The organism is Niveibacterium sp. COAC-50 (genome assembly GCF_013184235.1).
GTDB classification, from domain to species: Bacteria; Pseudomonadota; Gammaproteobacteria; order Burkholderiales; family Rhodocyclaceae; genus Niveibacterium; species Niveibacterium microcysteis.
In genome coordinates this window covers 867,451-893,176 of the sequence record NZ_JABCJM010000001.1, presented here as the reverse complement: position 1 = coordinate 893,176, position 25,726 = coordinate 867,451, and the positions used below count along the sequence as shown (strand labels likewise).

Here is a 25,726-nt window from a genome sequence, read left to right as displayed (position 1 = left end):
TACTGCGGTCGGGCGCCATTGCTATCATTCAAGCCATGGACGGCGACAAACACGACATTTCCGAACGCCTCATCCTGCACATGACCGCCGCCAGCGCGCTGCGCGCGCGCGAACGCGACGACGACGCGTGGCGGCGCGACCGGCACGCGCTGCGCGCATGGCAGGCTGACCGGCTTGCGCACACCCATGCGGACTTGCTGGCGAGTGAGCGCTACCGCCCTGCGGCCGAGTTCTTCCTGAACGAACTGTATGGGCCGAAGGACTTCGCGGAACGTGATGCCGCGCTTGCGCGGGTGCAGCCGATGCTGTCGCGCTTCCTGCCCCGCTCCGCACTCGAAACGATCTGCAGCGCGGTTGAACTCGACGCCCTATCGGAAACGCTCGATGCGGCGATGGTTGATGCCTTGCGCAACGGTGCCGCGGACACCCCGATCGACGATGCCCGCTACGCGGCCGCCTACCGGCAAGTAGGGCGCCGCGCCGATCGCGACCGGCAGATCGCCTTGATTCGGCACGTTGGTGAGGCGCTCGACGAGCTGACGCATCACCCCATGATCCGCGGCATGCTGCGCTTGATGGGCGCGCCGGCTCGCGCAGTGGGTCTTGGCGCCCTGCATACCTTCCTCGTGCGCGGTTTTGAGGCCTTTGCCCACATGGAGGGTGCCGGCCAGTTTCTCGACAGCATCATCGAGCGCGAGCAAGCGCTATCGGACCAGATCTTCGAGGCCACAACAAACGCGAGGCGGTAAACGCAAACACCCCGCCGCAGCGGGGTGTTTTGATGAAGCGAAGTATCAAAGCCGCTCGATCACACCAGCAATGCCCTGACCACCGCCGATACACATCGTGATCAAACCGTATCGCTTGCCAGTCCGAATCAGTTCGTAGACTGCCTTGACGGTCAGGATTGCCCCGGTCGCCCCGATCGGGTGCCCCAAGGCTACCGCGCCACCGTTCACGTTGACCTTGGCCGGGTCGAGCCCGAGCCCACGCGTCACACATAGCGCCTGCGCGGCAAAGGCCTCGTTGGACTCGACTACATCCAGATCAGCCGCGGACAAGCCGGCGCGCTTGAGCGCGAGCTCAACCGCCGGAATCGGGCCGGTGCCCATCAACGCCGGATCGACACCGGCGTGACCATACGACACGAGTCGCGCGAGCGGCTTCAGGCCGGCACGCGCAGCCGCCTCGGCCTCCATCATCACCAGCGCCGCGGCGCCGTCGTTGATGCCAGAAGCGTTGCCGGCGGTCACCGAGCCGTCTTTCTTGAACACCGCCTTCAGCTTGGCCAAGCCTTCAAGCGTGACGTCACGGCGGAAATGCTCGTCCGTGTCGAAGAATGTTGAGCCTTTCTTGGAGACCAGTTCAATCGGCAGGATCTGGTCGCGGAAGTGACCCGCGTCGGTCGCGGCGGCGGCGCGACGATGCGACTCGACGGCAAATGCGTCTTGATCCTCGCGCGAGATGCCGAATTTCTCGGCAACGTTCTCCGCGGTAATGCCCATGTGGGTTGCCTCGAAGGGGTCCGTCAGCGCCCCGACCATCATGTCGAGCACCTTGGCGTCGCCCATCCGAGCGCCCCAGCGGGCAGCCGGCATCAGGTAGCCTCCGCGGCTCATCACCTCAGCACCACCGGCGATCGCGACGTCGCAGTCGCCAAGCTGGATGGCGTTTGCCGCGCTGACCACCGCCTGGAAGCCGGAACCGCAAAGGCGGTTGAGCGTGAGCGACACGCTTTCCTTCGGCACGCCGCCGTTGATCGTGGCAACACGCGACAGGTACATGTCCTTCGGCTCGGTGTGCACGACGTTGCCGAACACCACATGCCCCACCTGCGCCGGGTCAACCTTGGCACGGACAATTGCCTCGCGCAGCACTCGCGCCGCGAGCTCAGTCGGCGCGAAATCCTTCAGCGTGCCGCCGTAGGTTCCGATTGGCGTGCGTACGCCACTGACGAATACAACTTCCCGCTTCCCCATTTCGATTTCCCCCCGGAAATGAACGCTTCAACCCCCAGCCCAGCCGGCAATCCCGACCAGCAGGATTACGACCAGGAACAGAACCAGTGTGCGCCGGATCAGGCCAACAGCGCTGTACATGAAATCCACATCCGCATCGTCGCCGGTGCCCAGCTCCGGCCGTTCGACGACTTCCCCCGCGTTGTGGATCGGGTTGCCAAGCCGAACACCAATTGCACCGGCACCGGCAGCCAGCAGCACACCTTCGACCTTGTCGTGCCAGAGCGCGGCCTGCGTGCGCCAGCAATAGATCGCGTCTTCGAAATCCCCCATGATCGAAAACGCCACGGCGGTAATCCGCGCGGGCAGCCAGTCGATCAGTTCAAAGGCGCGGCGAGCAAAGCGACCAAACTCAGTAAAGCCCGGCTCGCGTCCCTCGGCCCACAAGTACGCGAAGCGCTCGGACAACCGATACAGCACCACCCCACTCGGCCCCGGGAACAGCAGGAACATCGGGAACAGGGCGAACACCTGACGGTGGCCCACGATCAAACCTTTTTCGATCGCCAGCCGGGCAACCTCGGACGGCGGCGTGCGGTCGTGGCGACCGCCGCGCCAATCAGCCAGCAGGCTGCGGGCGCGTTCGGTGTCCTGCGCACGCAGGGAGGCGTGGATTCGCCCGTAGAAGTGGCTGTGCTGGCGATACCCCATGCCGAAATACAGCACGACCACGTTGAACACGATCGCTGCGATCGGCTGGACAAAGAACAGCGCAGCGTAGATCAGCGCCGTGGCAACGCTCGGCACCAGCACGGCAATGCACCACGCAATCGTGCCGTGGCGCGCCTGACCGTCGTTGAGACGGTCTTCAAGCAGATGTGCGAGCGCCTCGACCGGCTCCTCGACGAAACGACGCCAAGGCAAGGGGCGGAGCTGTTCGAGCAGGATGGCAACAAGGAGCGAAAGCAGCGTCATGTGGGGTATTCGAGCGCGGTTGAGCCCGCATTCGTGCGGACTTCTTAGTGCACCGCAAGATACCACATCCACCCGACCCGATTGACGTCAAAGCCTTGCCTGACGCGGCTCGGCAACAATCTGCCATGGCAGAGCCCGATCAACCTTCAAGCACCTCGACAAGGTTTCGGATGATGCCCGCTGTCGCGCCCCAGATGTAGTAATCGCCCCAGGGCATCGCCCAGTACTGCCGCATGCGGCCGCGCCAGAAGATCTCATGGCGTTGGTGATTACTGCGGTCGAGAAAGAAGCCGAGCGGCACCTCGAAAACCTCAGCCACTTCGAACGGATCAGGTGCAAGCGTGAGCGGCGGCTTGATGGCGCCAACCAAGGGCGTGATACGGAAGCCTGTGCTGGTATCAAACTCCGGGAGTTCGCCGATCAGCTCGATTACATCCGGCTGCAAGCCCGTCTCTTCGGCGGTTTCGCGCAAAGCGGCCTCGCTTGGCGAAGCATCGCTGGCCTCAATCCGTCCGCCGGGGAAGCTGATCTGACCCGGATGATGATGTAGATGTGCCGTCCGACGGGTCAGAAGCACCTGCAGGCCGTATTCCCGCTGCACCAGCGGCACCAGCACGGCCGCGGCCATCAACTGTGCGTCGACGGCAGCGGGCGCAACCATCGGCCGCGCTGCAGCCAGCCGCGACCGGATCAGATCGATATCACCACGCAAACCCCGGCCAGCTTGGTCGCCAACACCTCGCCCCATACGCAAGCCGGGTGTCGTTCAGGCGTAGGTATTGACGAGCGCTCCGGGCTGCCCGGGCGCCGCCGCCGGCGGTTGCGGCAGTGCCTGCACCAGTTGCAGCGCTGACTGCCCCTGCATTTCCATGCTCTTCTTCAAAACCGCGATCTGCGCGGCCCCCTTGACGGTGCCCATCGCCTGATCCGACACCGTTGCTGCAATCGCTGCTGTATCCATTTCCTGCCTCCTGCCGGGGCATGAAAGCCCACGCATGCTTTAACGGCAGCAGTGACCGAAGCTTGAACCTGCGTGCGGGAACCCGATCACTCGCGGAAGTTGCCAAACTGCAGAGGGAAATCGGTGACCGACTTCTTCAGCATGGCAATCGTTTCTTGCAGCACGTCGCGCTTGGCACCGCTCACGCGCACCGTGTCGCCCTGGATGCTGCCCTGAACCTTGAGCTTGCTGTCCTTGATCAGGCGGACGATGCGCTTGGCAAGATCCGAGTCAATGCCCGCCTTGACGGTAACGGCGCGTTTGACCTTGTTGCCGCTGATCTTCTCGATCTCGCCCTCTTCCATGCAGCGCACATCCACGCCGCGTTTGGCGAACTTGCCAACCACGATGTCCCACACCTGCGAGAGCTGGAAATCGTTGTCGGCGAACAGTGTCATCGCCTTGTCGTTGAGTTCGACACGCGCGTCCGAACCCTTGAAATCAAAGCGGTTGGTAATTTCCTTGTTGGCCTGGTCGATCGCGTTGCGCACTTCAACCCAGTTGACCTCGTTCATGACGTCGAAGGACGGCATATTCCTGTCGCTCCAAAACACTGCGGAAAGCCGGAGATTATACGGCGCAGCCCTATAATCGGCGTTTTTCCGCCGCTGCCCACAATGTCACCCGCGATCCAGACGGACGTCGATCTTGCCCCGCTCACCACGCTTGGCGTGCCTGCACGCGCGGCCCATTACTGCGCCGCTGGGTCGGAAGACGAAATCCGGGCGGCGCTGGACTGGGCGCACTCGCGCGACCTGCCTGTGTTGGTGCTCGGCGGCGGCAGCAACATGGTGTTCGTCGATGACTACGCGGGGCTGGTATTGCAGCCGCTGCTGCGCGGACGAGCGCTTGTCGGCGAATCGGACTCGCACTACCTCGTGCGAGTCGGTGCCGGCGAACGCTGGCATGACGCGGTCGAGTGGACGCTGGCGCAAGGTTGGCCGGGCCTTGAAAACCTCGCACTGATCCCGGGCAACGTCGGCGCGGCGCCGATCCAGAACATTGGCGCGTACGGGCTGGAGCTGACTGATCGCTTCCACAGCCTCGAAGCACTCAACCGGCGCACCGGCGAGCGCGTAACGCTGGACCAAGCCGCGTGCCGTTTCGGCTACCGCGACAGTGTGTTCAAACACCCGGATGGCCGGGATCTGATCGTCCTGTCGGTCTGCTTTGCGCTGCCTAAAGTGTGGCTGCCGATGACGGGATACCGCGATATCACCGAAGAACTGGCGGCGCGCCACATCGACACACCGGCGCCGCGCGACATCTTCGATGCCGTCATCGCGGTGAGGCAACGCAAGCTGCCCGACCCCGCGGTGGTCGGCAACGTGGGGAGCTTCTTCAAGAACCCGGTTGTGGACGCCGCCACGCACGCTCAGTTGCGAGCGGGCCATCCGAAACTTGTGAGCTACCCGCAAACCGATGGCCGCTTCAAGCTTGCCGCAGGTTGGCTGATTGATCAGGCTGGCTGGAAAGGCAAAGCGCTTGGCCCCGCCCGTGTGCATCCAGCGCAAGCACTGGTGCTAACGAACCCGGGCGGCGCGCGAGGCGCCGATATCAGGGCGCTCGCCCAGGCAATCCAGCGTGATGTGCAAGCGCAGTTCGGCGTTGCGCTGGAACCCGAACCGATCGTGGTCGGCGCCCCACTCAACGAATGACGGGCATGGGCGCAGCCAGCGTGGTCCTTCACACAGCGCGCCGCGCGCTGCGCCCATGGCGGCTGGGTCTATTTCTTGTCGCGCTCACCGCATACGCCCAAGCCGCGGCCCCCACGCAGGACGCGCTGACACACATCGAAATCCTGGCCAGCGACCACCCTGATCGCGCGCTGCAACAGTTGCGCGCCCTTGAGGCGGACGCACGCAAAGCACCACTGGCGACGCGTGCCGCCTTCCTGAGTGTGCTCGGCTACTCGCAGGCGCTCGCGGGTGACGCCGACGCGGCTCAGCGGACCAGCAGCGAGCTTGAGGCGCTCGCGTCGGGCAATCGGGAGATTGCCGCCGAAGCAATGCTGGTGCGCGCCAACGCGCTCTTCGTGCGTGGCACCCTGGACGCCGCTGCCGCCTCCGCCCGTAACGCGCTCGAGAGCTTCGATGCGCATTCGCCCGCCCGCTTGCGTTACTGGGCGCGCCATGTCCTCGGATCGATCCTGTTCGAGCAGGCACGCTACGATCAGGCGCTCACGCATTTGCAGGAGGCCGCACGCATCGCGGAAGACAATGGTTGGGCGCGCCGCAGAGGCATGGTGCTGAATAGCCTCGCCACGCTCTACCTGAACCTGCGGCAGTACGACCGCGCCTTGCAGGCGGCCGCCGAGGCTTGTGATATCGCCCGTCGCGGCAACGACACCGCGGCCCTCGCGAACTACAAGCTGACGGAAGCCAATATCCACAGCGCCACCGACACGCGCCCGGCACAGCATATGGCGCTCAATGAATCCCTTCGTCTGGCGCGCAGCGTCGGCGCAAGAGCCGCAGAGTCGGCGGCACTGATCAACCTCTCCGACTACTACCTCAGCTCGGGCGATTACGCCGCAGCAATCGGGCATGCAGAACAGGCGATGCCGATCACACGCGAGTTTCAGGACTGGTCCGGGGAAGCCACGATACAGACCAATATCGGGCTCGCTCGCATCCTGAGCGGCGATACCGCCAGCGGCAAGCCACTGATCGAGACTGCACTCGAGACCTACGCGAGCCACGGCGCGCGCAACGATGAAGTGGCTGTATTGCGTGAATACGGCGACGCATTGCGCAAGACCGGCCAGAGTGCCGCGGCGCTCGAAACGCTACTGCGGGAACGAACATTGTCGGAAGAGCTGCTGCAGTCGGAAAAGCAGCGAGTGGTGCTTGAGTTGCAGGCACGCTACGAGGCCGACAAGCGAGATCGCGAGATCACGCTGCTGAACCGGGAGAATGCGCTCAAGGATGCGCAGATCGAAAACCACCGGCTCGCACGCCGGGTATGGTGGCTGCTGATGGTCGTCTGCGCGCTTGCCGCACTCGTCGTTGGCCTGCTTTATCGGCGCGTGCGCTCGACCAATCGACAGCTCGAAGAACGCAACGAGGAACTCGCAATCCAGAGTAGCCGAGACCCGCTGACCGGCCTCTACAACCGCCGATATTTCCAGCAGCGCATGGCACAGCTGGATGCGAGCCCAGCCGACCTGGCGACCAACACGGTACGCGCCACCTACCTGATCGACATCGACCACTTCAAACGGATCAACGACCGACGCGGCCACCCGGCTGGCGACGCGGTGCTGATCGCGGTGGCCGAGCGTCTACGCGAAGCGCTGCGCGAAGCCGACATGATTGTGCGTTGGGGCGGTGAAGAATTCCTGATCTTTGTGCCACGCATTCGCGCAGACCAGATGGCCGAACTCGCCCAGCGCATCATCCATGCAATTTCGGGCCAAGCCGTTGCCTACAACGGCGACCTGATCCCGGTCACCGCGTCGATCGGATACGCGCCCTTCCCGCTCCCGCCTGGCGGCATCCGACTGCCGTGGGAGCGCGAGATCAACCTGATCGACATGGCGCTTTATCTGGCCAAGGCGCATGGCCGCAGCCGCGCGTATGGCGTTGCACGCCTGCTGACCGAGGGTGACGGTGGCATCGAGCGTATCGAACACGATCTGGAGCAGGCGTGGACAAACGGCTTGGTCGAACTGGCCATCACCGAGGGGCCGCCGCCGGTTCCGGTCGACTAACCCGGCGCAAGGCGGCCGATCGGCGATGTGCGCCCGATCTGTCGCACGTCAATCAAGTTCCGGCACTGCGGGCCGCTAATAGCCTTACCTGCGCTCAAGCCGCGTTGGCGGCCGATGCAAATGCCAAGAACCCAGATCCGCCACCGATGGCGTGAAGTGCTGTGCAGCCTGCTCGCGGCACTGGCAGGGCTTCTATTGCCAGCGATTGCTGCAAGCGCCGTGGAACTGGATCCAGCCGTTGCAGCGCGAATCGACGCTGTCGATGCGCAGGGGCGCAGCGATCCCTCTGGCGCCATCCTAAGCGTCGACGCCCTGCTCAAATCCGAAACGGGCAGCGCGGCGCGCATCGCCCTGCTGACCATGCGGGGCACCTACCAGACAAACGCCAATCAGCCCGACGCGGCACTCGCGACAGCCGCAACACTCGATGCGCTCGCCAGCCAGGACGCCAAGGCGTCAGCCCTGATCGTACGAGCACACGTGGTGCGCATGAAGGGCGATCTGAGCCGCGCCCTTGAACTGGCGGAGCAGGCACGCACGACGCTTGCTGCGAATGGGGACTCGCGCCAGGGCTTTCGGCTGGAAATGATGCGCGGTGCGCTACTCCTGGAACTGGGTCGCCAGGCCGACGCGCTGGCCGCCTACCAGAACGCGCTCTCCCTCGCCGAACGCCTCAACAGCAAGGTCCGGGTATTCCGAGCCCTGGACAGCATGGCAACCCTGTTCGTTGATGCCGGCGAACTTGACAAGGCCATCGAGGCCAATCGCAAGGCAACGCGCTATGCGCAGGAACTCGCGGAAGCACCACTTCTCGCCCAGTCGTGGGATACGAGTGCCCGGGTTGCCTCGCTCCAGCAGGATCGCGATGCGGAGCTGAAAGCCGCCAAGGCAGCGCTTGGCTACGCGCGCAAAGCGGGCGAGCAGGAACGTATCGAAACCATGCTGATCAATCTGGGCGATACGTATCTGAAGCTGGGCCGCTATGCAGACGCGCTTGAAGTCACCAATGAGGCGATCAGGATCGCCCGCCAGATCAGCGATCCGCATGGGTTGATCGTCGCGCTCGCGAACGCGGGCCAGGCGCAGATCCGCCTGGGTCGGCTCGACGAGGGCAGGACAAACGTTGAAGAGGCGCTATCCACGGCACTCAAACTCGAATCCCGCGCGCAGTACGCAAGCCTGCTCGCCGAGTATGGCGAGGCACTTGAAGCTGCCGGCGACTACAAGAACGCCATCAACGCATACCACCGGGAGCGACGCGCCTCGAAAGCACTCGCCGAGAGCAGCCGCAAGAACGCGCTGCTCGAACTGGACGCGCGCTATCAATCAGAAAAGAAGCAGCGCGAGATTGAACTGCTCAACCGCGACAACGCGCTCAAGAGTGCCCAACTGCATAACCGAACGCTGCAACAGCGCGTTTGGCTGCTCGCTGCCGGCCTGCTGACGACGGGCCTGCTCGCGGTAGCCCTGCTCTACCGGCGGGTTCGGGACGCCAACCAGCAGCTATCCGAGAGCAACCGCATGCTCAAGGTACGCAGCGAACGCGATGCACTGACCGGGCTTTTCAACCGGCGCTACTTCCAGGAGGCGATGCGCACGCGCTCCGCCAGCGGTGGCTTCATCGGCGGACTGATGCTGCTGGACATCGACCACTTCAAGCGCGTCAACGACACCTATGGCCACGCGGCTGGTGACGTCGTCATCACGACCGTGGCGCAACGCCTGCAAGACACCATGCGCGAAACCGATTTGGTGGTGCGCTGGGGCGGCGAAGAGTTCCTCATCGCTGTGGGGCCGATGCCGGCCGAGCAATTCGACCGCCTCGCTGAGCGTTTGCTGCACGCGATCAGCCGTGACCCGGTCCCCTACGGCGAGCAATACCTATCAGTGACGATCTCGATCGGCTATGCGAGCTTTCCGCTTGCCCCCGGTCACTTGTCGCTCGAGTGGGAGCGCGGCATCAACCAGGTCGACATGGCGCTCTACATCGCCAAGGCGCAGGGCCGGAACCGCGCCTGCGGCATTCGCGAGGTCATGGCATCAAACGAGTTGGAGCTCGACGAGATCGAACGCAGCTTCGAAACTGCGTGGCGCGATGGGCGCGTGAAGCTCGGGCTGATTACCGGCGCCCCACCGGGCTGACGCGGCCCGACTCAATCCAGCCGCTGCGGGCGGATATGCGCGCTGCGCTCGCCGTCCGAAAGCCAGTATTCGCCATCCTGCACACTGCACTGGATCTGCATCGTGCGAACAGCCATCGCAGTCAGCGCCTCGGCCGCGTCATCCGGAATCCGCAGCACTGTCAGCGAGGGCAACTTCAGGCATGCGGCGCGATTCTTCTGCCACCACACATCCACCGCCCGGCCACCGTATGTCAGCAGCGTCACGCGCGAGGCTCGGCCACTCGCCTGCCGCAAGCGACGCTCATCCGGCAAACCAAGCTCGATCCAGTTCTCGATCGCGCCAGTCAGATCCCTCTGCCAAAGATCTGGCTCGTCGTCCGACGACAAACCCTTGCAGAACGACAAGCCCTCGTCCGCAAACATCGCAAACGCGAGAAGGCGGATCATCATCCGCTCGTCGGTCTCGGACGGATGCCGCGCCAGCGTAAGCGAATGGTTGGCGTAGTACCCGCGATCCATGTCCGAAATCTGAAGGTCAGCCTTGAAGATCGTTGATTTCAGCGCCATAGGGTCAAACGATCTGCCGCTCGCCGCCCAGGGCTTCGATCACGTGGGGGATGAAGCGTGCGAGCTCCGCGGACATCAGCGCAAAGTCTGCCTCGAACTGCGGGTCGCCCTCCGCTGCGGCCTTCTCCGCTTGCTCCTGAATGATGTCGAGGAACGCCAGGCGCTTGATCTCCATGCGCTCGGTCAGCACGAACGAAATCCGGTCGTCGAAAGTCAGCGCGAGCCGTGTCGGCACCTTGCCCGCCGCAAGATGGTTGGGGATCTCATCCCCTTCCAGCGGGTGCCGCACATAGCGCACCGCAGCCTTCTCGTCGGAAATCGCGCGCAGCTCGCAATCACGGTCGACGGTGAAATTCGCAGGGGCTTCGCCTGAAGCGAGCCAGTCGGACATTGCTGACTGCGGCGAACGCTCGGTATCCAGCAGTTTGAGCGGCAAGTCATCAAGCGTGTCATGCAGTTGCTCGATCACCTCGTCCGCCTTCGCCGCGCTCGATGCATCGACGACCAGCCAACCATTGGTCGGGTCAATCCAAACGTAGGTCGTGCGGCGTCGTGTGAAGGCGCGCGGCAACAACTCCTGCGTCACCGCCTCCTTAAGCTCCTTCATCTGCTTGCGCCCGGGTTTGAAACCCTGCTGCGCCTCCAGCTCCTCCGCCCTGTCCTGCGCAACCTGATTCACCACCGACGACGGCAGCAAACGCTGCTCACTGCGGAGCGCCAGCAACCACTGCCCACCCACCGCAAGCACCATCACATCCGACCCGGTCGGCGACACCCACCCACGGCTGGCCATATCCTGCGACCCGCAACGCACAAAAGGCTTCGCAGCGAGCTTGTCTTCGAGCGAGGAAAGATCAATCGCCCAAGGCTTGGGCAGGCGGTAAAGCTGGAGATTCTTGAACCACATGAAAAGATCCAATAAGCGGTGGGTCGGCAATTGTAGCCGGACGCAACGACAAAAGCGCCCGCCCCCGCCAGTGAGTCAAAACGATAGTCGGATCAGTGACTCACGCCATGTGCAGTGATAACACGATGCACAGTCAGAAAAAGGATCTTCAGATCGAACCAGAAAGACTGGCGCTGCAGATACTCAATGTCGTAAGCGACTTTCTCCGGAATCGGCAACTCGTCCCTGCCGTTAACCTGCGCCCAACCCGTAATACCGGGCCGCAGCCTGTCCACCCCTTTGGCCGCACGCATTGCATTCAAATCATGCTGATTGAACAACGCTGGCCGAGGGCCGACTAGGCTCATGTCGCCCTTGAGCACACTAAATAGCTGGGGAAGTTCGTCTAGGCTGGTCCGGCGCAAAAACCGCCCGACCCGAGTCAGATAACGATCCGGATCACCCAACAAGTGCGTCGCGACAACAGGCGTTTCTGCGCGCATAGAACGAAACTTAGGCATTAGAAACAGCGATGAGTGTCTTCCCACGCGTCTCGACATATACAGAATAGGGCCTCGCGAGTCAGCCAAAATGGCCACCGCGATCACCAACAGCGCCGGCAGAAAAAAGAGAAGCCCAAACCCAGCGCAAATGATATCGAACAGCCGTTTCAAGGGCGCCCCAACGACCTCACGCAACCGTTTTAGGCTCGCGCGCCGTTCGCGACACGAGCGTTAAGGACGGCCGAACCGCTGGCTGGTATTCGGGCACCCAACGGCGAAGGTCCCGTCGAATCTGATCATCTGAAGGAATAGTCCGCTGCGTCAACCACGAGAGAACGTCATCCAACCATTCCGACTCCACTTCGCGCGCGCGCGCAACCCTGAGCTTTGGGTGGTGCGTCGGCAGAGTCTCCTCCTGTGCAGCCAGCAGCTCTTCGTAAAGCTTCTCACCAGGGCGTAAACCCGTATACACGATTCCGATCTGGTCCTCTGAGTAACCCGACAACCGCACCAGGTCCCTCGCCAAATCCGCGATCCGAACCGGCTCGCCCATGTCCATAACAAAAATATTATTGCCCTTCCCCATTGCAGCAGACTGCAATACCAACTGCGCCGCCTCCGGTATCGACATGAAATATCGGGTGATCTCAGGGTGTGTAACGGTAACAGGGCCACCACGGGCGATTTGCTCTTGGAATTTCGGAATAACGCTACCCGCGCTCCCCAAAACATTGCCAAACCGCACTATCTCAAAGCGTGTCGACGCGTTTGCCTGCATGACCTGACAAACCATCTCCGCCATGCGCTTACTAGCACCCATTACATTAGTGGGATTTACCGCCTTGTCCGTAGAGATCAGCACAAAGCGATCGACGCGATTCGCTACGCAAACCGCTGCAAGCTTATACGTACCGTAGACGTTATTCCGAATCGCCTGCCAGGCATTCCGGTCTTCCATAAGGGGAACATGTTTGTATGCCGCGGCATGAAACACAATAGACGGAGAGTACTGCCGAAAAACGGCCTCCAGCCACATCCCGTCGCGCACATCACCGGCGATTGGAACTATTTCGATTTTCGGGAACCGCTCGGACAGCTCATCATGTATTTTGTACAGCGCGAATTCACTCATTTCGAGCAATATCATCTGCGCTGGAACAAACCGCGCCAACTGCCGACACAACTCAGCGCCAATTGATCCGCCCGCCCCAGTTACCATTACCGAACGACCAGCCGTCATGGCGGCCACTTCACTGTTATCCACCTCGACAGGCGCGCGCCCAATCAGGTCGTGGAGATCTATATCACGTACCCGTCCAGCCGTGGCGCTCCCGCGCATCACGTCCTCGATTGATGGCAAAGTCATCGTGTGTATGCCCGCCCGAAGGCATATCGAAGCCGCTCGCTGGCGCGCTTCTCTTGACATCGACGGCATCGCAATAATTGCGTGTTTCAACTTAAGGCGCTCCGCCCACACTGGCAACTCATCGAGGGTGCCAAACACCTTAACACCAGCAATCTCGCGCCCGACCTTATTTAAATCGTCATCTAGCAATCCGGCCACTCGCCACTCCGACGAGCGCGCCATCTCCGAAACAAGATTTGCCCCAGCTCGCCCGGCACCAATAATCACGACTGGCTGTCCTCGAGCAATCAGATCTCCATATCGCCGATGCTCTTTCCATATTCGATACGCCGACCGCGTACCTCCCATCCACAAGATCAAAAACAATGGGTACAGAAGAAAGACCGTCCTCGGAACCGGTGGTTGAAACCCGACGAAAACGCAAGCAACTAACGTAGTGAGCGCAGCCGCCCCCACCGCGCGAACAATCCGGACCAGATCCGGAAGGCTCGCAAAAATCCATATGCCTCGATATAGCCCCAGCGACCGAAAAACGGCCGCGTGAATGGGCAGCGCGACAAGGCATGCCAATGCCCCCGTTTCAAGGAAATCACGAGGAATCTGGCCGTTGAACCGAAAAAGATACGAACCAGCCCACGCGAGCACCACCGCAACGAGGTCGCCCAAGAAGACGGCCAGTTGTCGCCAGTGAGCTAAGATAACTAATTTCATTCGAGCGAGATCGAGAGTTAGCATAGGCGCAGCAAGTACCAATTCGGTCGTCACCGAATGCAGCACAAAACGACTACAGTGTATCACCCAAACAATAGGGGCCTATGCGCCGCATCCTCGGCAATGCAATAATTCAAACGCGCCGGCAGCACCCGAACCTAAGACCAACCTGCAGCCTAACTACCATAGCGCCGCTCGGCGCCATAAAGACGCTCGGGCGCCAGCCCTTTGGTCAAGCCCGAAGAGTCCCACTCAGCACGTGCTTGTATAACTCCGCATACTGCGCCCCGACTCGGTCTGCGGAAAACAACTCAAGATAGCGATCATAGGCAGCGGCACCCATTCGGGCAGCCAACTCTGGCTCGGCAGCAAGGCGTTGCATGGCTGACGCCAAGCACGTTGCGTCCGCCGGGGGTACGACAAACCCAGTGACATTGTGGGCGTTGACAAAAGATGTCCCCGTACCTATCTCGGCAGATATCATCGGTCGGCGACGAATCGCCGCTTCTAGTAACGTCATACCGAACGCCTCGGACCTCAAGTGGGATGGGAACACTACCGCCCGGCATCCATCAATCAATGCATACTTATCCTCATCAGTCACCTGCCCAACAAAAGTGACATTAGCCAGACCCGACGCCAGCGCGCGCAGCCGCTCGCCCTCTGGCCCGTCGCCAGCAATTACGACCGGAAGCCGCGTCATCGAAGCGGCCGCGATCAGGAAATCTAAGCCCTTGTAATAACGCAAAACCCCAACAAAGAGAAAATACCCTGCACCTAATTGCGCTCGCCAGCCCTCGCTGCGCCCGGTGTCGATAGGAGGAACGAACCGCCTGTCAATACACAGCGGGATCGTATGCACAGGGCAACGCAGCTGACCCAAGAAAGCACTACCGTTCCGATATCCAGGAGAGGTAGTCACTACCGCGGCCGCTCTATTAAAGAAAGCACGGCGCAAAGGAGCATAGCAATAGTCCAAGGAGCGCTGTCGAACAACATCGGATTGGTACGTAACAACGAAGGGCTTTGACTTTCTGCCCAATATCCCCAACAAATCACCAAACGGCCACGGATAGTGGAAGTGAAACAAGTCGACGCGATCCGCAAGCTTTCGAAAAGTTCTGAACGACGCCATGCCTCCAAAATCACAGGAAGCCACTTCAAAGAAGCTACGTTCCCGCAGCAAATCACCCTCAGGAACTTTCAAAAACCTTGGATACGGATCCTTGGCTAAGGCAAACACCGTATTAACGACGCCATGCTGGGCGGTACCGAGACTTATCTGACGAATCGCCTCCTGCAAACCTCCTTGCGTTTCCGGAAAATAAGTCCGATAGACGTGAGCAATGCGAATCGGCCCCGGACTCCGAGCAGCCTTCATTTCGCTGCTGCCCGATAGACATCGACCGTACGTCGCGCTGTTTCGGCCCAAGAAAATCGGGCCGACTGGGCCAGTCCCTGGCGGATCGCATCAGCTCGCCACTCTTCATCCTGCAAAGCCCGATCAATTGCATTTGCGAATCCCGCCACATCGTCAACGTCGCACAGCGCTGCAGCTCCGCCTGCGACCTCGGGTAACGATGCAGCATTTGAGCAAACTACTGGCACCGCGCTCGCTAACGCTTCAAGCACCGGCAAGCCAAAACCTTCATAGCGCGAGGGAAAGGCGAAAACTCGAGCACCCGCAAACAACGCCGGCATATGCCGCGCATCCACATAGTCATAGTAGCGAGCCCATCCCTCCTGCTCGGCCGCAGAAATTCGGCGCAAGAGTTCTTCACTGCGCCAACCACGGTAGCCAGCTAGAACGAGCGGAAAACGACTTCGCTGTGCCGGAGCGAGCATCGAATAAGCATTAAGGAGAACCTCGATGTTTTTGCGTGGCTCCACAGTGCCAACGAATAGCACGTAACCGCCATGAACCAACCCTAGGGCGTCCAATGTTGGGCGTGTTGCATCACAGTCCATTGGACCGAAAATACTCTGCGCCGCCAATGGGATATCAACAACCCGGCTTGGCTCAACCCCAAAATAGTCAATCAACTCTGCACGCGTGTAAGCGGAATCCACAATCAGCATCTGAGCCCGAGCCAGCGCTACTGGAAGCTCTTTTTGCATGTAACGCACCCGCTCTACGGGGTGATACTCGGGCCATTTAAATATAGACAGATCATGAAACGTCGCCACACACGGTCCGTCATGAGGCGGAAGGTAGTAGTTCGGGCTGTGGAAAACAAAGCCGCGTGATCGTCTCAGCACAAACCTCTTGTAGGCCGGCGATAAGACACGAGCTAAGTCAACTAGGGAACTGACGCGCAATAGTCTTTGACGCACCGCCGGAGGGGCGACCGGTACCCCAAATGCGGCCAATGGGTCCGCAACCATCTTACGTCCGGCGAAGTACCTTACCTCGGAAACGCCCGGAACATTGGGGATCTGCTTAGCCAGCTCCAAAGCGTAATAGCCAATACCGGTCATCGGAGGTCTGACGGCCTCCACACCCAGTACGACTCTCACTGGTTACTCTCGAGCATCCACTGCAACGTCTCTGTCAGCGGCAACGAGGACCAATCACCAATAATCTGCCGGAGTCTAGCTGCGTTACCGCACAGCCTCTGCACCTCGTTTGCCCTTACAAACGCTGGATTAACCACAACCTCTATCTTGTGGCCCGAGAGCGTCTCCGCCAGCCCTATAACATCACGCAAGGAATAGAGCGAGCCCGAACAGACGTTCACGACAGCACCGACGGGTTCGCACTCAAGGAGACGCCGATACGCGCGAGCCACTGAGCGAACATCAGAAAAGTCCCGCCAGACATCAAGATTTCCGAGTTCGATGCGCTGGGCCCTTGATCTGAAATGCGTGACAATCTTCGGCAGTAGAAAGTCCGCTGACTGACCGACGCCCGTGTAATTGAATGGTCTAGCGATAACGATAGGAATCCTCGGCAGCCACAATCTCGCCATATACTCCATCGCGAGCTTACTCACCGCATAGTCGTTCGCAGGATTTGGAGGGGTATCTTCTGAAAGCATTCCTCCGACCGCGTTCCCGTAGACATTCGCACTGCTAGCCAAAAGCACGGCCCGCAACGGCACACCGGCGTCAGAGATCGCCTCAAGTAGGTTCCTCGTTCCAACCACGTTTACGTCGTAGAACGCGTTAGCGTTCCCATGTGCGACAAAGGCTATCGCGGCAAGATGTACAACGTAATCCGGTGCGATTTCTCGAAGCACCTCACGCAGCCGCGCGCGGTCCGACAAATCGACTTGGTAGTAGTTAGTATCGCCATCTGAATGGGCGCCAATCCCAAACACTTCAAAGCCAGCCGTGGCGAGCTCTCGCGCCAAATGCCGCCCAGTAAACCCGCTTAGCCCGGTTACGAGAACTCGCCGATCCCGAGCCATATCAGAACGAGAAACCCACTTCGTTGCGACGCAGATCCGCGTCAACCATCATCTGACAAAGCTGCTCCAAAGTGGTCTGCGGCTGCCAACCCAGCTTGTCTTTGGCCTTTTGAGGATTTCCAATCAACAGATCGACTTCGGCGGGTCGATAGAACTTCGGATTCACCCGAACGAGGACCTTACCCGAACGGGTGCACACACCTTGCTCATCCTCCGCACTACCACGCCACTCCAACTGAATATCGCAAGCTTTGAAGGCCATCGTGACGAAGTCGCGCACGGTCTCCGTGCGATTGGTCGCTAGCACGTAAGTGTCGGGCTCATCGGCTTGAAGCATTCGCCACATACCTTCCACATACTCCTTTGCGAAACCCCAATCCCGCTTCGCATCCATATTCCCGAGCTCTAGCACATCAAGCTTTCCGAGTGCAATCTTGGCCACGGAGTCAGTGATCTTGCGCGTTACGAATTCACGTCCACGCAATGGTGATTCGTGATTAAACAGAATGCCGGAACTACCGAAAATTCCGTACGACTCGCGGTAGTTAACCGTCATCCAGTGCGCATACAACTTCGCGACACCATAGGGGCTACGCGGATAGAATGGTGTCGACTCCACTTGAGGGATAGCCTGCACTTTACCGAACATCTCCGAAGTGGACGCTTGATAGAAGCGGATCTTCGGATTAACGATCCGTATCGCTTCTAACAAATTCGCCGCGCCAAGCCCAGTAATCTCGGCGGTCGTAAGCGGCTGCTCAAAGGACACACCAACAAAGCTCTGCGCCGCAAGATTATAGACCTCCGACGCACCGCTTATCTGCAGAAGACGAATACTCGAGGACAGATCAGTCAAATCGTATTCCACAAGATGCAGATTCGGATGCGCCTGAATCCCGAGCTCTTCAATTCGCCAAAAATTCACCGAACTCGTGCGCCGAAAAGTACCATAAACGATGTAGCCCCTCTCCAGCAACAACTCCGAAAGGTAGGCCCCATCCTGACCAGAAATACCCGTAACAACCGCCGTCTTCATATAAATCCAAACCTAAAAGAATGACACCAAAAGAACCGACCAAGCCATAAGAAAGCGCCGACCTGACGCTACCGCATTACTCGACGCCGCATCAATACCCGCCTACGCCGCCAGCAGAACAACACCTCAGTTTGAGTAAGTGCAAGTAACAAGACCACCCAAGCCGCAGCAATGCACCTCTATAGCCAACACACATCCGGCCAGGCCAACTAAACCGCCTCCAAGCAACCACCGCGGCCATTTGAGCCAAACTCCACACCCAACTCACTAAGTCCGCGCCAGGCCGCTCATTTCTGTGCCAAAGCATCTCAACGGGCACCAACTGGAGAAACTCTCACTGCATTGACGGGCGCACTTGCAATCGCTTTGGATGCAATACCGCCCGCCAAGACACTGCTGCGCCGCATCTGCTACTTCAACACTAGCTCGACCTTTCGCACCATGAAGCCGAGCACTCGATCATCCTCACTTACGCCGACGCTTTTTGGCGATACGGCTCCCGGCTGCCTAAAATGTAATGACACCACGTCCCCGTCAGGCACAGGCCCGAGAGACACTACAACCTCCCGCGCAGCGACCACCACCTCCTTTTCTGGCGATCCATTCAAGGACAGATAGCCGCGCTGCCCCTCGCCGTTCGCCGAAAATCCAGTAATGATGGACACCTGAACATCCCTAATCTTTCCCTTCATCTCGGCGGGGATGGCACACACAAAGGACGCCCCCGCCCCGAGGGACCAGCGACCGTATTGCTCGCCCGCCCCAAACCCCGTCAGCGAGGCGGCAGAAATGGCGCCAGAATCCGAAAAATCGTTGGTCGTCGTACATAGTGTTTCGCGCGCAAAAACACAACTAGCCTCCGCCGCCACCAAACCGCCAGGCAACCGCTGAACGTTGCATGACGCCGCGGGCCGAGCGAGACCAGTGCCTAAGGTTACTAGGCTCCGAACCATCCCTGGCTCCGCTGGTCTTACGCCACGCAACACATCCAGCGAATCGCGCCCTCGCGGCATACGCAACGCCCCGACCGACAACGCGTAGTCAACCACCGATCCGTAGGTCGAGACGCCCATCGCCACATCGTACTGCCCGGCCGGCAAAGCACTCGAAGACGAGCGAAAATGCCGAATCGATCGGTCCAATTCAACGAACACAGGCGCTGACATCCCACCGGCAATCGGAAACGTAGTCAAGCAGACGACACTGACAACCAAGCCCGGAAAAATCGCGTACGCGATCCGATCAACCCCACTCCATATCGACAACGCCTTAAAGCCACTCGTACGCTCCAAACTGCTTACCACATGAATGTACACAACAACAAGTAGGCCAGTGTAAAGACTGAAGGCGTATTTTTTGACGGCATATGCAGACCCTGCGCCAAACTTCAGGGCGACATACTGCAGCAAGGTCAGAATAGCCGCTGAGGCAACATAGAGAACAACAACATCTAGATCGAACGGCCCTCGCTCATCTCGTCGCACCACTAACGCTTGGCGCACAACGAATCCGCAAAAACAAAGGAGAAACAGAGCAAGAACCGCTACCGCTCCTGCACTAGTTAGGTAGTTCAACTCCAATACGCCGTCATTTTCAGCGATGCGCCGCATGCTCTGAAATGCCGGATGCAGGAATATCGCGAGCGCGAGAGCGAGGATCAAACACGTCGCGCCAATGACCGCAAATCTGCCGCGCAGCGAGTCGGAAATCACGTCAATCGTGACAACCAACACCAACGTACCTGCGAGAATCATCGCCGGCAACAAGTGAAAACCAACTGCCAAAACGCTAACTAGCGCAGCGAGGACGTACCCAACGACAAGACCGACATTCTGCGAGCGGCATCGCGCCCATACGACAAGAAAACCAACTACCAGCGCCTGCCCAACCAGCTGCGAAAAGAAATAGTTTCCGACTATCTCACGGCCATGCCATTCGAGCTTTGCCAGCCAGAAGACAAGCAACAATACCGCCAGAACCGCCATCTTTGCAGCAGGGGGGACGCCTAAAGAAACATCTCTTAGGAGTATTGCAATTGCCCCCCAAGTCGCGAAGAACGCCGCCAAGGCAATCACGTGCATTCCTAGAAACGGCGAATCAAAGGCGCGCCCCAACACTGCGCTGAGTGCGTGCGCGTAATTGGGGTAAAAATTCATTTCCCCCAACGAACGGTCGCTTCCGACAGCCCCAAAGCCGAAGTCAGCAAGACGACTAACCAATGCGTAGTGATGCGCAAAATCCGCACTCAACGACCAAAAGGAGCCAAGCAGAAAGACAAACAGAACACTGCACGTTACGATTAGAACATACAATGAGACTCTTGCTAGAAACGGCACCGGCACAACGCGCATCCTATTTCTCCCGGCCCGCCAAGACTGGCGAAGATCCAGACTTTAGCGCCAATTGCACCGCTACTGCGGCTGCTCGCCCATCGCGAATCGCGTAGTTTGTACCGCGATCCTCGGGATAGATCTGCGCCATCGTCGCGATGCGGACATTCGCAAACGGGGTCTCCGCCTCCGGCACATAGTGCGAGTAATTCCGCTCCGTGACCGGCTGCGCGTACTCCGAACGCCATACCTTATACTCGACTATCCAGTCGCGCCTCATTTCTGGGAACATGCGCTGCAGGTGCCCTAAAGCGAACTTAAGGTACTCCTCGTCCGAGAACTTCCACACCGAGTCGTCGACGGGAAGGTACCGCGAGAGAAAGGCAATACTGGAGCCGCTATAGTTTTCTGGAGTATCGAAATTGGTGTGCTCGATAACACCAACAAATGGGAAGCCAGGATCGTTCACATTTAACCAATACGTTTCAGATAGGCTCTGCTTCAGTCGAAGCACTAGGCACATATTTCCGAGGTATTTGACACGACGGAGCGTCTCCAACCAGTCGGTTGGCGCCGCAGCCTGTAGTATGTCCGCGATAATCGGAAATGCCGGAGTCAGCAAGAACTGGCGACCCTCAACGTCGCCGGCTGTAGTGCAAACGGCCGAAATCGCAGCTCCGTCGGTCCGCACCCCCAGAACCTTAGCCCCAAGCACTACCTCTCCACCGAATTCACGTATTTTGCCGACGAGCGCATCAGCCAGGCGACCGAATCCGCCCTTAAAATAGGCCAATTGCTCTCCGCCCTTACTATCTCGGGTACTCCCACGTAAAACCAGTTTCTTCCAAAACCACACGGCGTTCACCGCCTCGGAGAAGCACGAAAACTTGGACTCTATCAATGGCTGCCATACCACCCGATAGACACTCTTACCGCATAGTGGCTCAAGCCACTCCCGGATACTGAGATGCTCTATTGATCGCCAATCCTTTACACGCCGGACCTGAAAGACCAAAAGCCCCAACCGAATTCGGTCAATAAACGAAAGCGCAGTGAATCGCAATAGATCCAATGGAGTTGAAAGCTTCCACATACGCCCGTTGTAGTACATACCAGTACGTGACGGAAGCGTAATTACGTCCCCTTCCATACCCAATTCTTTCACCAACTCTGGAACGTAAACATCATTATTGAACCAGTGGTGATAAAACTTCTCGAGGCGAACGCCGTCGTTAAACTCAAACGTGCCGGCAAGACCGCCGGCCGAAGAGTCGCACTCGAGAACTTTGACGCTGACCCCCTGTTTGGCTAGGCAATAGGCCGCCGTCAAACCGGTAAAGCCGCCCCCCACAATCACAACATCGACTTTCTTCATAGCTATTTTTGGACCCAGATACGGTTCAAACCTCATCCCGGCTGCGACGCGCCGCCCTGAATAGGTTTGGTGAAAGAAGGATTGCCACACCACCCGCCAGGGTAGTTGGCAACCAAAGGGCAAGATGCATTACCACTGCGCAACTTACTGCCTGCACAGTGTCGCCACCCAAAACACCAATAGCGAAGTAGGCTGCCACATGAAATGGACCTACGTAGCCCGGGGAAGATGGCACCAAAGTCGAAAGCGTTGCTACTGCCATCACCACACCTGCAATTGACATCGTCGCCGCAGGGTTGAATCCGGTTAGGACGGCAAAGAAAAGTCCTAGCTCGCCGATCCATACTAGAGCAGAGAGCCCGAAGAGTGCCAACAAAGCCTTCGGTTTCGACATTCCGGCAAAACTGCTAAGCAACTCTCCTGCACCTCGTACGACAACTGAGTACATTGCAGGGACGGCACGAGTTTCAATGTACCGAAAAAGCCAGCGACTTAAGGGAGCGCTAAGCAAAAAAAGAATTACCAACGACAGCGTTGACATTACCGCGAGCGCGAGCGCACCGTCACGCAACCAGGCTGGCAAGCCATTCCGCCCGAAACCAACAACCCCCAAGCCCAGCGCAATTAGCAATGCGAGAAGGTCCACCAAACGTTCCATGACCAAGGAACCAGTTGCTGATGCGCGACTTACGCACAAAGCTTGCGGAAAAACAAACGCGCGAACTACGTCGCCAACACGAAAAGGCAACACGTTATTCATCGCTATTGAAGCGAGAAATGGAGCCGCACACTGTCGCGCCGAGACTCGGGCGCCCGCAGCCCTAAGCATGTTGCTCCACCTGACAATCCGCATCGCATATCCAAACGTCAGCGAGAGCACTCCCACCAGCAAATGCGGCCAGTAGAACCGCACCAATGCGACACGAAGATCGACTACGTTGATCTTACCGAAGACATAAACGAGGCAAGAAAGAGTAATCGCCATACCGAGCAACTGCCCCCCTCCGCGCACGAGTCGACGCCGACGAGACACGTCTTCCGCGGCGCTAACAGACGCGGAACCGCTCATTTCCAAATGCACCACGGCGCGTTGCTCGAATCCCAAAGGGCCTCAAGCTCGCGCTTGTCACGGAGCGTGTCGCACGGTTGCCAAAAACCGGTGTGATAGAAGGCTGCAAGTTCACCGTCGCGCGCAAGACTTGCCAATGGCGCGCGTTCCCACGATGTGCCATCACCATCAATGTAATCAATCACTTTTGGTTCGAGCACGAAGAATCCTCCATTGATCCATCCGATCTCATCGCTAGGCTTCTCCTCGAAACTGCTGACTGATTGGCGACTATCTATATTCAAGACACCGAAGCGCCCCGGGGGCTGCACAGCGGCGACCGTAGCAAGCTTGCCATGCGACCTATGGAATGCGATCTCTCTTGACAAATCGATGTCAGCCAATCCATCTCCATAGGTAAGACAGAACGTTTCTTCGCCGAGATAAGGCGCAACTCGCTTCAATCGACCACCCGTCATCGTGTCCGGCCCGGTATCGATAAGCGTAACGCGCCAATCCTCAGCCTGTGAGTTAAATACCCGATGTTCACCCGAGCCCAAATTAATCTCGAGATCAGAGGTGTGGCGATAGTAATTAAAGAAGAACTCTTTGATTACGTAGCCTTTATAACCAAGGCAGATCACGAAATCGTTGATACCATGATGGCTATATGACTTCATGATATGCCAAAGCAGTGGCCGGCCGCCCACCTCCACCATCGGCTTTGGCTTGGTATCTGACTCTTCAGAAATACGGGTACCAAGACCCCCAGCCAGAATAACAGCTTTCATTGCCCCCCCTTTCAGAGCTTCAGCTCACGCGCCACGAAATTCAAACTACTCTCGACAATGGCAACGGGCTCAGATCTCAACAGGATATAGATCCTAAGAATGTACTCACCAATAATTCCAAGCAAAAGCGAATTCAAACCAATTCCAAACAATACCAATATGTGAATGCTAGCCAACCCAACCGGCAGTTCGGGGAAGGCCCACCGCAAAGCGACATAGTATATAGCCCCCAACGCACTCAACCCCAATGTAAGTAAGCCGACGAACGTAGCCAATCGCAGCGGAACAACCGAATGGTTGAATACGGCCGTCAACCCAAGACTTACGAGCCGTCCAACGCCAAATTTGCTCTCACCGGCAACCCGAGCCTCACGATCGTATTCGACTCCGGTTTGATTGAAGCCGAGGCCAGCGATCATCCCTCGCAAATAAGGATGAGACGACCGCATCGCACACAACGCATTGATGACCTTACGGTCGACGAGCCGAAAGTCCCCCACGTCGCGCGGGATTGGATGCTCGCTAACCTTGTCGATCAACCAATATCCAGCGCGGCGGAACGCATTGATAAACACCCCTTCCTTACGCTTCCTCCGCACGCCATACACAACGTGATGCCCGGCACGCCACAACCGAAAGAACTCCTCTAGCAGTTCGGGAGGGTCCTGCAAGTCGGCATCAATCTGCATGACCGCATCACCACGAGTGTGCATGAAGTTGGCCAGAATCGAGCGCTGAAAACCGACGTTTCGGGCGAATCTAACTGCGCGAACCCGTTCATCACGGGCGGCCAAGACCGACAACTTCCGCCACGTTTCGTCGCTGGAGTGATTGTCGGAAAATATGAACTCCAAATCGCACTTACCTCGCATGCGCTGAGCCAGGGCAGCAAGGCGTGCGTACAAACGATCAAGATTCTCGGCTTCATTCAGCACTGGAATCGAGATCGAAACCAGCGGAATATCCTTGTCTGTCATTTCAGATTCCGTAAGTTCGCCCAGCATGGGTTATTGGAGGCATCTTCAATGCGCGCATAGCATTTCTTTCACGGCGTCATCGATTGCCTTACCAATGTCTGCTGGGGGGCTCCATCCACAAGCCGCCTGAAGCTTAGAAGAATCGCCTACGACACAGGGCAAATCGTCAGGGCGCAATGACAGGGAGCCAAACAATAAGAGCGCCTCGGAAACACCAACCGCTGCGGCCACGCGCCTCGCAAATTCCGCAACACTCATGGGCGTTCCCGACGCCAAGTTGAACACCCCGTTAATTCGCTGATCTGCATCCATGGCGCGGAGCATCGCGAACATCGCGCGACACACGTCATCAACATGCAAAAAGTCGCGCAGCTGAGTTCCGATCGACAAAGGGACCGTTTCTCCAACACGTAGGCTCCGGATCAAAGACGGGAGCAAGCGATGCGCAGCCTCGCCCGGACCGAATACATTGAATAGTCGCAACGTGACGACACGAACTGCGTACTCACGGCCCCACAAGGGAAGCAACATGGATGCGGCGGCCTTGGTGGCGCCATACGCCTTGTCGTACGCGATTGGCGACTCTTCCGACAGCAAGACGCCCAACTGCGACGCAGCGTACTCGGCGCACGTTCCGGTTTGGAGGAACATTCGCGCGCCCCTGCGACTCGCTGCGGCAAGAAGCTCACACGGAAGGACTGAATTGACTCGCGTCAAGAGTTCGATACCACGCTCGCCGGGCCTTACGCCAGCCGCCGCCAGATTGACTACCGCATCGAGGTCGATTCCTTCAAGCGCGGCGCGCAGCGAATCCGCATTGACATCCGCCATAACGAGCGGATGGCGACCAATTTTCTCAGAACGCGAAAGCGCATAGACCTCATAACCATTGCTCTCGAGAAACGGAACCAAGCGACGCCCAAGAAAACCAGCTGCACCACTTACCAGCACCCGCATG

General features: G+C 58.9%; 23 protein-coding genes. 4 read left to right on the top strand and 19 right to left on the bottom strand.

All coding sequences use genetic code 11. The features are described from left to right. Nucleotides 1-35: 35 nt before the first annotated feature. Nucleotides 36-749, top strand: coding sequence for a hypothetical protein (locus HH302_RS03975; RefSeq protein WP_172198488.1), 714 nt, complete (start codon nucleotides 36-38; stop codon nucleotides 747-749). 45 nt (nucleotides 750-794) lie between these two features. Here HH302_RS03975 and HH302_RS03970 read toward each other — a convergent pair whose 3' ends face one another. From HH302_RS03970 to HH302_RS03950, 5 genes are all read right to left on the bottom strand, one after another. After that, nucleotides 795-1,979 carry an acetyl-CoA C-acyltransferase family protein gene (locus tag HH302_RS03970; RefSeq protein WP_172198485.1) on the bottom strand — a complete coding sequence of 395 codons (1,185 nt, stop codon included), beginning with the start codon at nucleotides 1,977-1,979 and terminating at the stop codon, nucleotides 795-797. A gap of 27 nt (nucleotides 1,980-2,006) precedes the next feature. Then, complete coding sequence (locus HH302_RS03965) at nucleotides 2,007-2,933, bottom strand: CobD/CbiB family protein (RefSeq protein WP_172198482.1); 927 nt, start codon at nucleotides 2,931-2,933, stop codon at nucleotides 2,007-2,009. 139 nt (nucleotides 2,934-3,072) lie between these two features. Continuing rightward, nucleotides 3,073-3,594, bottom strand: coding sequence for a CoA pyrophosphatase (locus HH302_RS03960; RefSeq protein WP_216661754.1), 522 nt, complete (start codon nucleotides 3,592-3,594; stop codon nucleotides 3,073-3,075). A 105-nt stretch (nucleotides 3,595-3,699) separates the two neighbouring features. After that, the gene (locus HH302_RS03955; protein WP_172198476.1) at nucleotides 3,700-3,894 is read right to left on the bottom strand and encodes a putative motility protein; all 195 of its coding nucleotides are present in this window, start codon (nucleotides 3,892-3,894) and stop codon (nucleotides 3,700-3,702) included. Nucleotides 3,895-3,980: 86 nt separating this feature from the next. Next, a complete protein-coding gene (locus HH302_RS03950; protein WP_172198473.1) occupies nucleotides 3,981-4,466 on the bottom strand; it encodes a YajQ family cyclic di-GMP-binding protein in 486 nt (161 codons plus the stop codon). A gap of 84 nt (nucleotides 4,467-4,550) precedes the next feature. On the opposite strand from HH302_RS03950, the gene murB reads away from it, so the two are divergent. From murB to HH302_RS03935, 3 genes are all read left to right on the top strand, one after another. Then, nucleotides 4,551-5,591: a UDP-N-acetylmuramate dehydrogenase gene (gene murB / locus HH302_RS03945; RefSeq protein ID WP_172198470.1), complete on the top strand. Its 1,041-nt coding sequence runs from the start codon at nucleotides 4,551-4,553 to the stop codon at nucleotides 5,589-5,591. Nucleotides 5,592-5,596: 5 nt separating this feature from the next. Then, nucleotides 5,597-7,645, top strand: a complete 2,049-nt coding sequence (locus tag HH302_RS03940) for a diguanylate cyclase (protein WP_172198467.1) — start codon at nucleotides 5,597-5,599, stop codon at nucleotides 7,643-7,645. Nucleotides 7,646-7,765: 120 nt separating this feature from the next. Next, nucleotides 7,766-9,787: a GGDEF domain-containing protein gene (locus tag HH302_RS03935; RefSeq protein ID WP_172198463.1), complete on the top strand. Its 2,022-nt coding sequence runs from the start codon at nucleotides 7,766-7,768 to the stop codon at nucleotides 9,785-9,787. Nucleotides 9,788-9,798: 11 nt separating this feature from the next. On the opposite strand, the gene HH302_RS03930 is transcribed toward HH302_RS03935, so the two are convergent. The 14 genes from HH302_RS03930 to HH302_RS03865 form a co-directional block, all read right to left on the bottom strand. Further along, nucleotides 9,799-10,335: a YaeQ family protein gene (locus HH302_RS03930; protein ID WP_172198459.1), complete on the bottom strand. Its 537-nt coding sequence runs from the start codon at nucleotides 10,333-10,335 to the stop codon at nucleotides 9,799-9,801. Nucleotides 10,336-10,339: 4 nt separating this feature from the next. Then, nucleotides 10,340-11,242 (bottom strand): recombination-associated protein RdgC, encoded by a 903-nt coding sequence (locus HH302_RS03925; protein ID WP_172198455.1) that lies wholly within the window; start codon nucleotides 11,240-11,242, stop codon nucleotides 10,340-10,342. A 92-nt stretch (nucleotides 11,243-11,334) separates the two neighbouring features. After that, nucleotides 11,335-11,895, bottom strand: coding sequence for a sugar transferase (locus tag HH302_RS03920; RefSeq protein ID WP_172198452.1), 561 nt, complete (start codon nucleotides 11,893-11,895; stop codon nucleotides 11,335-11,337). A gap of 16 nt (nucleotides 11,896-11,911) precedes the next feature. Then, on the bottom strand, nucleotides 11,912-13,801 hold the full coding sequence (locus tag HH302_RS03915) for a nucleoside-diphosphate sugar epimerase/dehydratase (protein ID WP_172198449.1): 1,890 nt from the start codon (nucleotides 13,799-13,801) through the stop codon (nucleotides 11,912-11,914). Between the two features lie 232 nt (nucleotides 13,802-14,033). After that, nucleotides 14,034-15,182: a glycosyltransferase gene (locus HH302_RS03910; protein ID WP_216661753.1), complete on the bottom strand. Its 1,149-nt coding sequence runs from the start codon at nucleotides 15,180-15,182 to the stop codon at nucleotides 14,034-14,036. Further along, entirely contained in the window at nucleotides 15,179-16,186 is a 1,008-nt protein-coding gene (locus tag HH302_RS03905) for a glycosyltransferase family 4 protein (protein WP_371814609.1), read from the bottom strand. The genes HH302_RS03910 and HH302_RS03905 overlap by 4 nt, the downstream gene beginning before the upstream one ends. Before the next feature lie 128 nt (nucleotides 16,187-16,314). Beyond that, nucleotides 16,315-17,211, bottom strand: a complete 897-nt coding sequence (locus tag HH302_RS03900; RefSeq protein ID WP_172198443.1) for an NAD-dependent epimerase/dehydratase family protein — start codon at nucleotides 17,209-17,211, stop codon at nucleotides 16,315-16,317. A 1-nt stretch (nucleotide 17,212) separates the two neighbouring features. After that, nucleotides 17,213-18,247, bottom strand: coding sequence for a GDP-mannose 4,6-dehydratase (gene gmd, locus HH302_RS03895; protein WP_172198440.1), 1,035 nt, complete (start codon nucleotides 18,245-18,247; stop codon nucleotides 17,213-17,215). 410 nt (nucleotides 18,248-18,657) lie between these two features. Further along, nucleotides 18,658-20,598 carry a hypothetical protein gene (locus tag HH302_RS03890; RefSeq protein ID WP_172198436.1) on the bottom strand — a complete coding sequence of 647 codons (1,941 nt, stop codon included), beginning with the start codon at nucleotides 20,596-20,598 and terminating at the stop codon, nucleotides 18,658-18,660. A gap of 1 nt (nucleotide 20,599) precedes the next feature. Then, nucleotides 20,600-21,952 (bottom strand): NAD(P)/FAD-dependent oxidoreductase, encoded by a 1,353-nt coding sequence (locus tag HH302_RS03885; protein WP_172198433.1) that lies wholly within the window; start codon nucleotides 21,950-21,952, stop codon nucleotides 20,600-20,602. A 25-nt stretch (nucleotides 21,953-21,977) separates the two neighbouring features. Beyond that, the gene (locus tag HH302_RS03880) at nucleotides 21,978-22,937 is read right to left on the bottom strand and encodes a lysylphosphatidylglycerol synthase transmembrane domain-containing protein (RefSeq protein ID WP_216661752.1); all 960 of its coding nucleotides are present in this window, start codon (nucleotides 22,935-22,937) and stop codon (nucleotides 21,978-21,980) included. 80 nt (nucleotides 22,938-23,017) lie between these two features. Then, on the bottom strand, nucleotides 23,018-23,791 hold the full coding sequence (gene rfbF, locus HH302_RS03875; RefSeq protein WP_172198427.1) for a glucose-1-phosphate cytidylyltransferase: 774 nt from the start codon (nucleotides 23,789-23,791) through the stop codon (nucleotides 23,018-23,020). 11 nt (nucleotides 23,792-23,802) lie between these two features. Then, nucleotides 23,803-24,768: a glycosyltransferase family 2 protein gene (locus HH302_RS03870; RefSeq protein ID WP_172198424.1), complete on the bottom strand. Its 966-nt coding sequence runs from the start codon at nucleotides 24,766-24,768 to the stop codon at nucleotides 23,803-23,805. A gap of 45 nt (nucleotides 24,769-24,813) precedes the next feature. Continuing rightward, nucleotides 24,814-25,725, bottom strand: coding sequence for an NAD(P)-dependent oxidoreductase (locus HH302_RS03865; protein WP_172198421.1), 912 nt, complete (start codon nucleotides 25,723-25,725; stop codon nucleotides 24,814-24,816). Nucleotide 25,726: the final 1 nt, after the last annotated feature.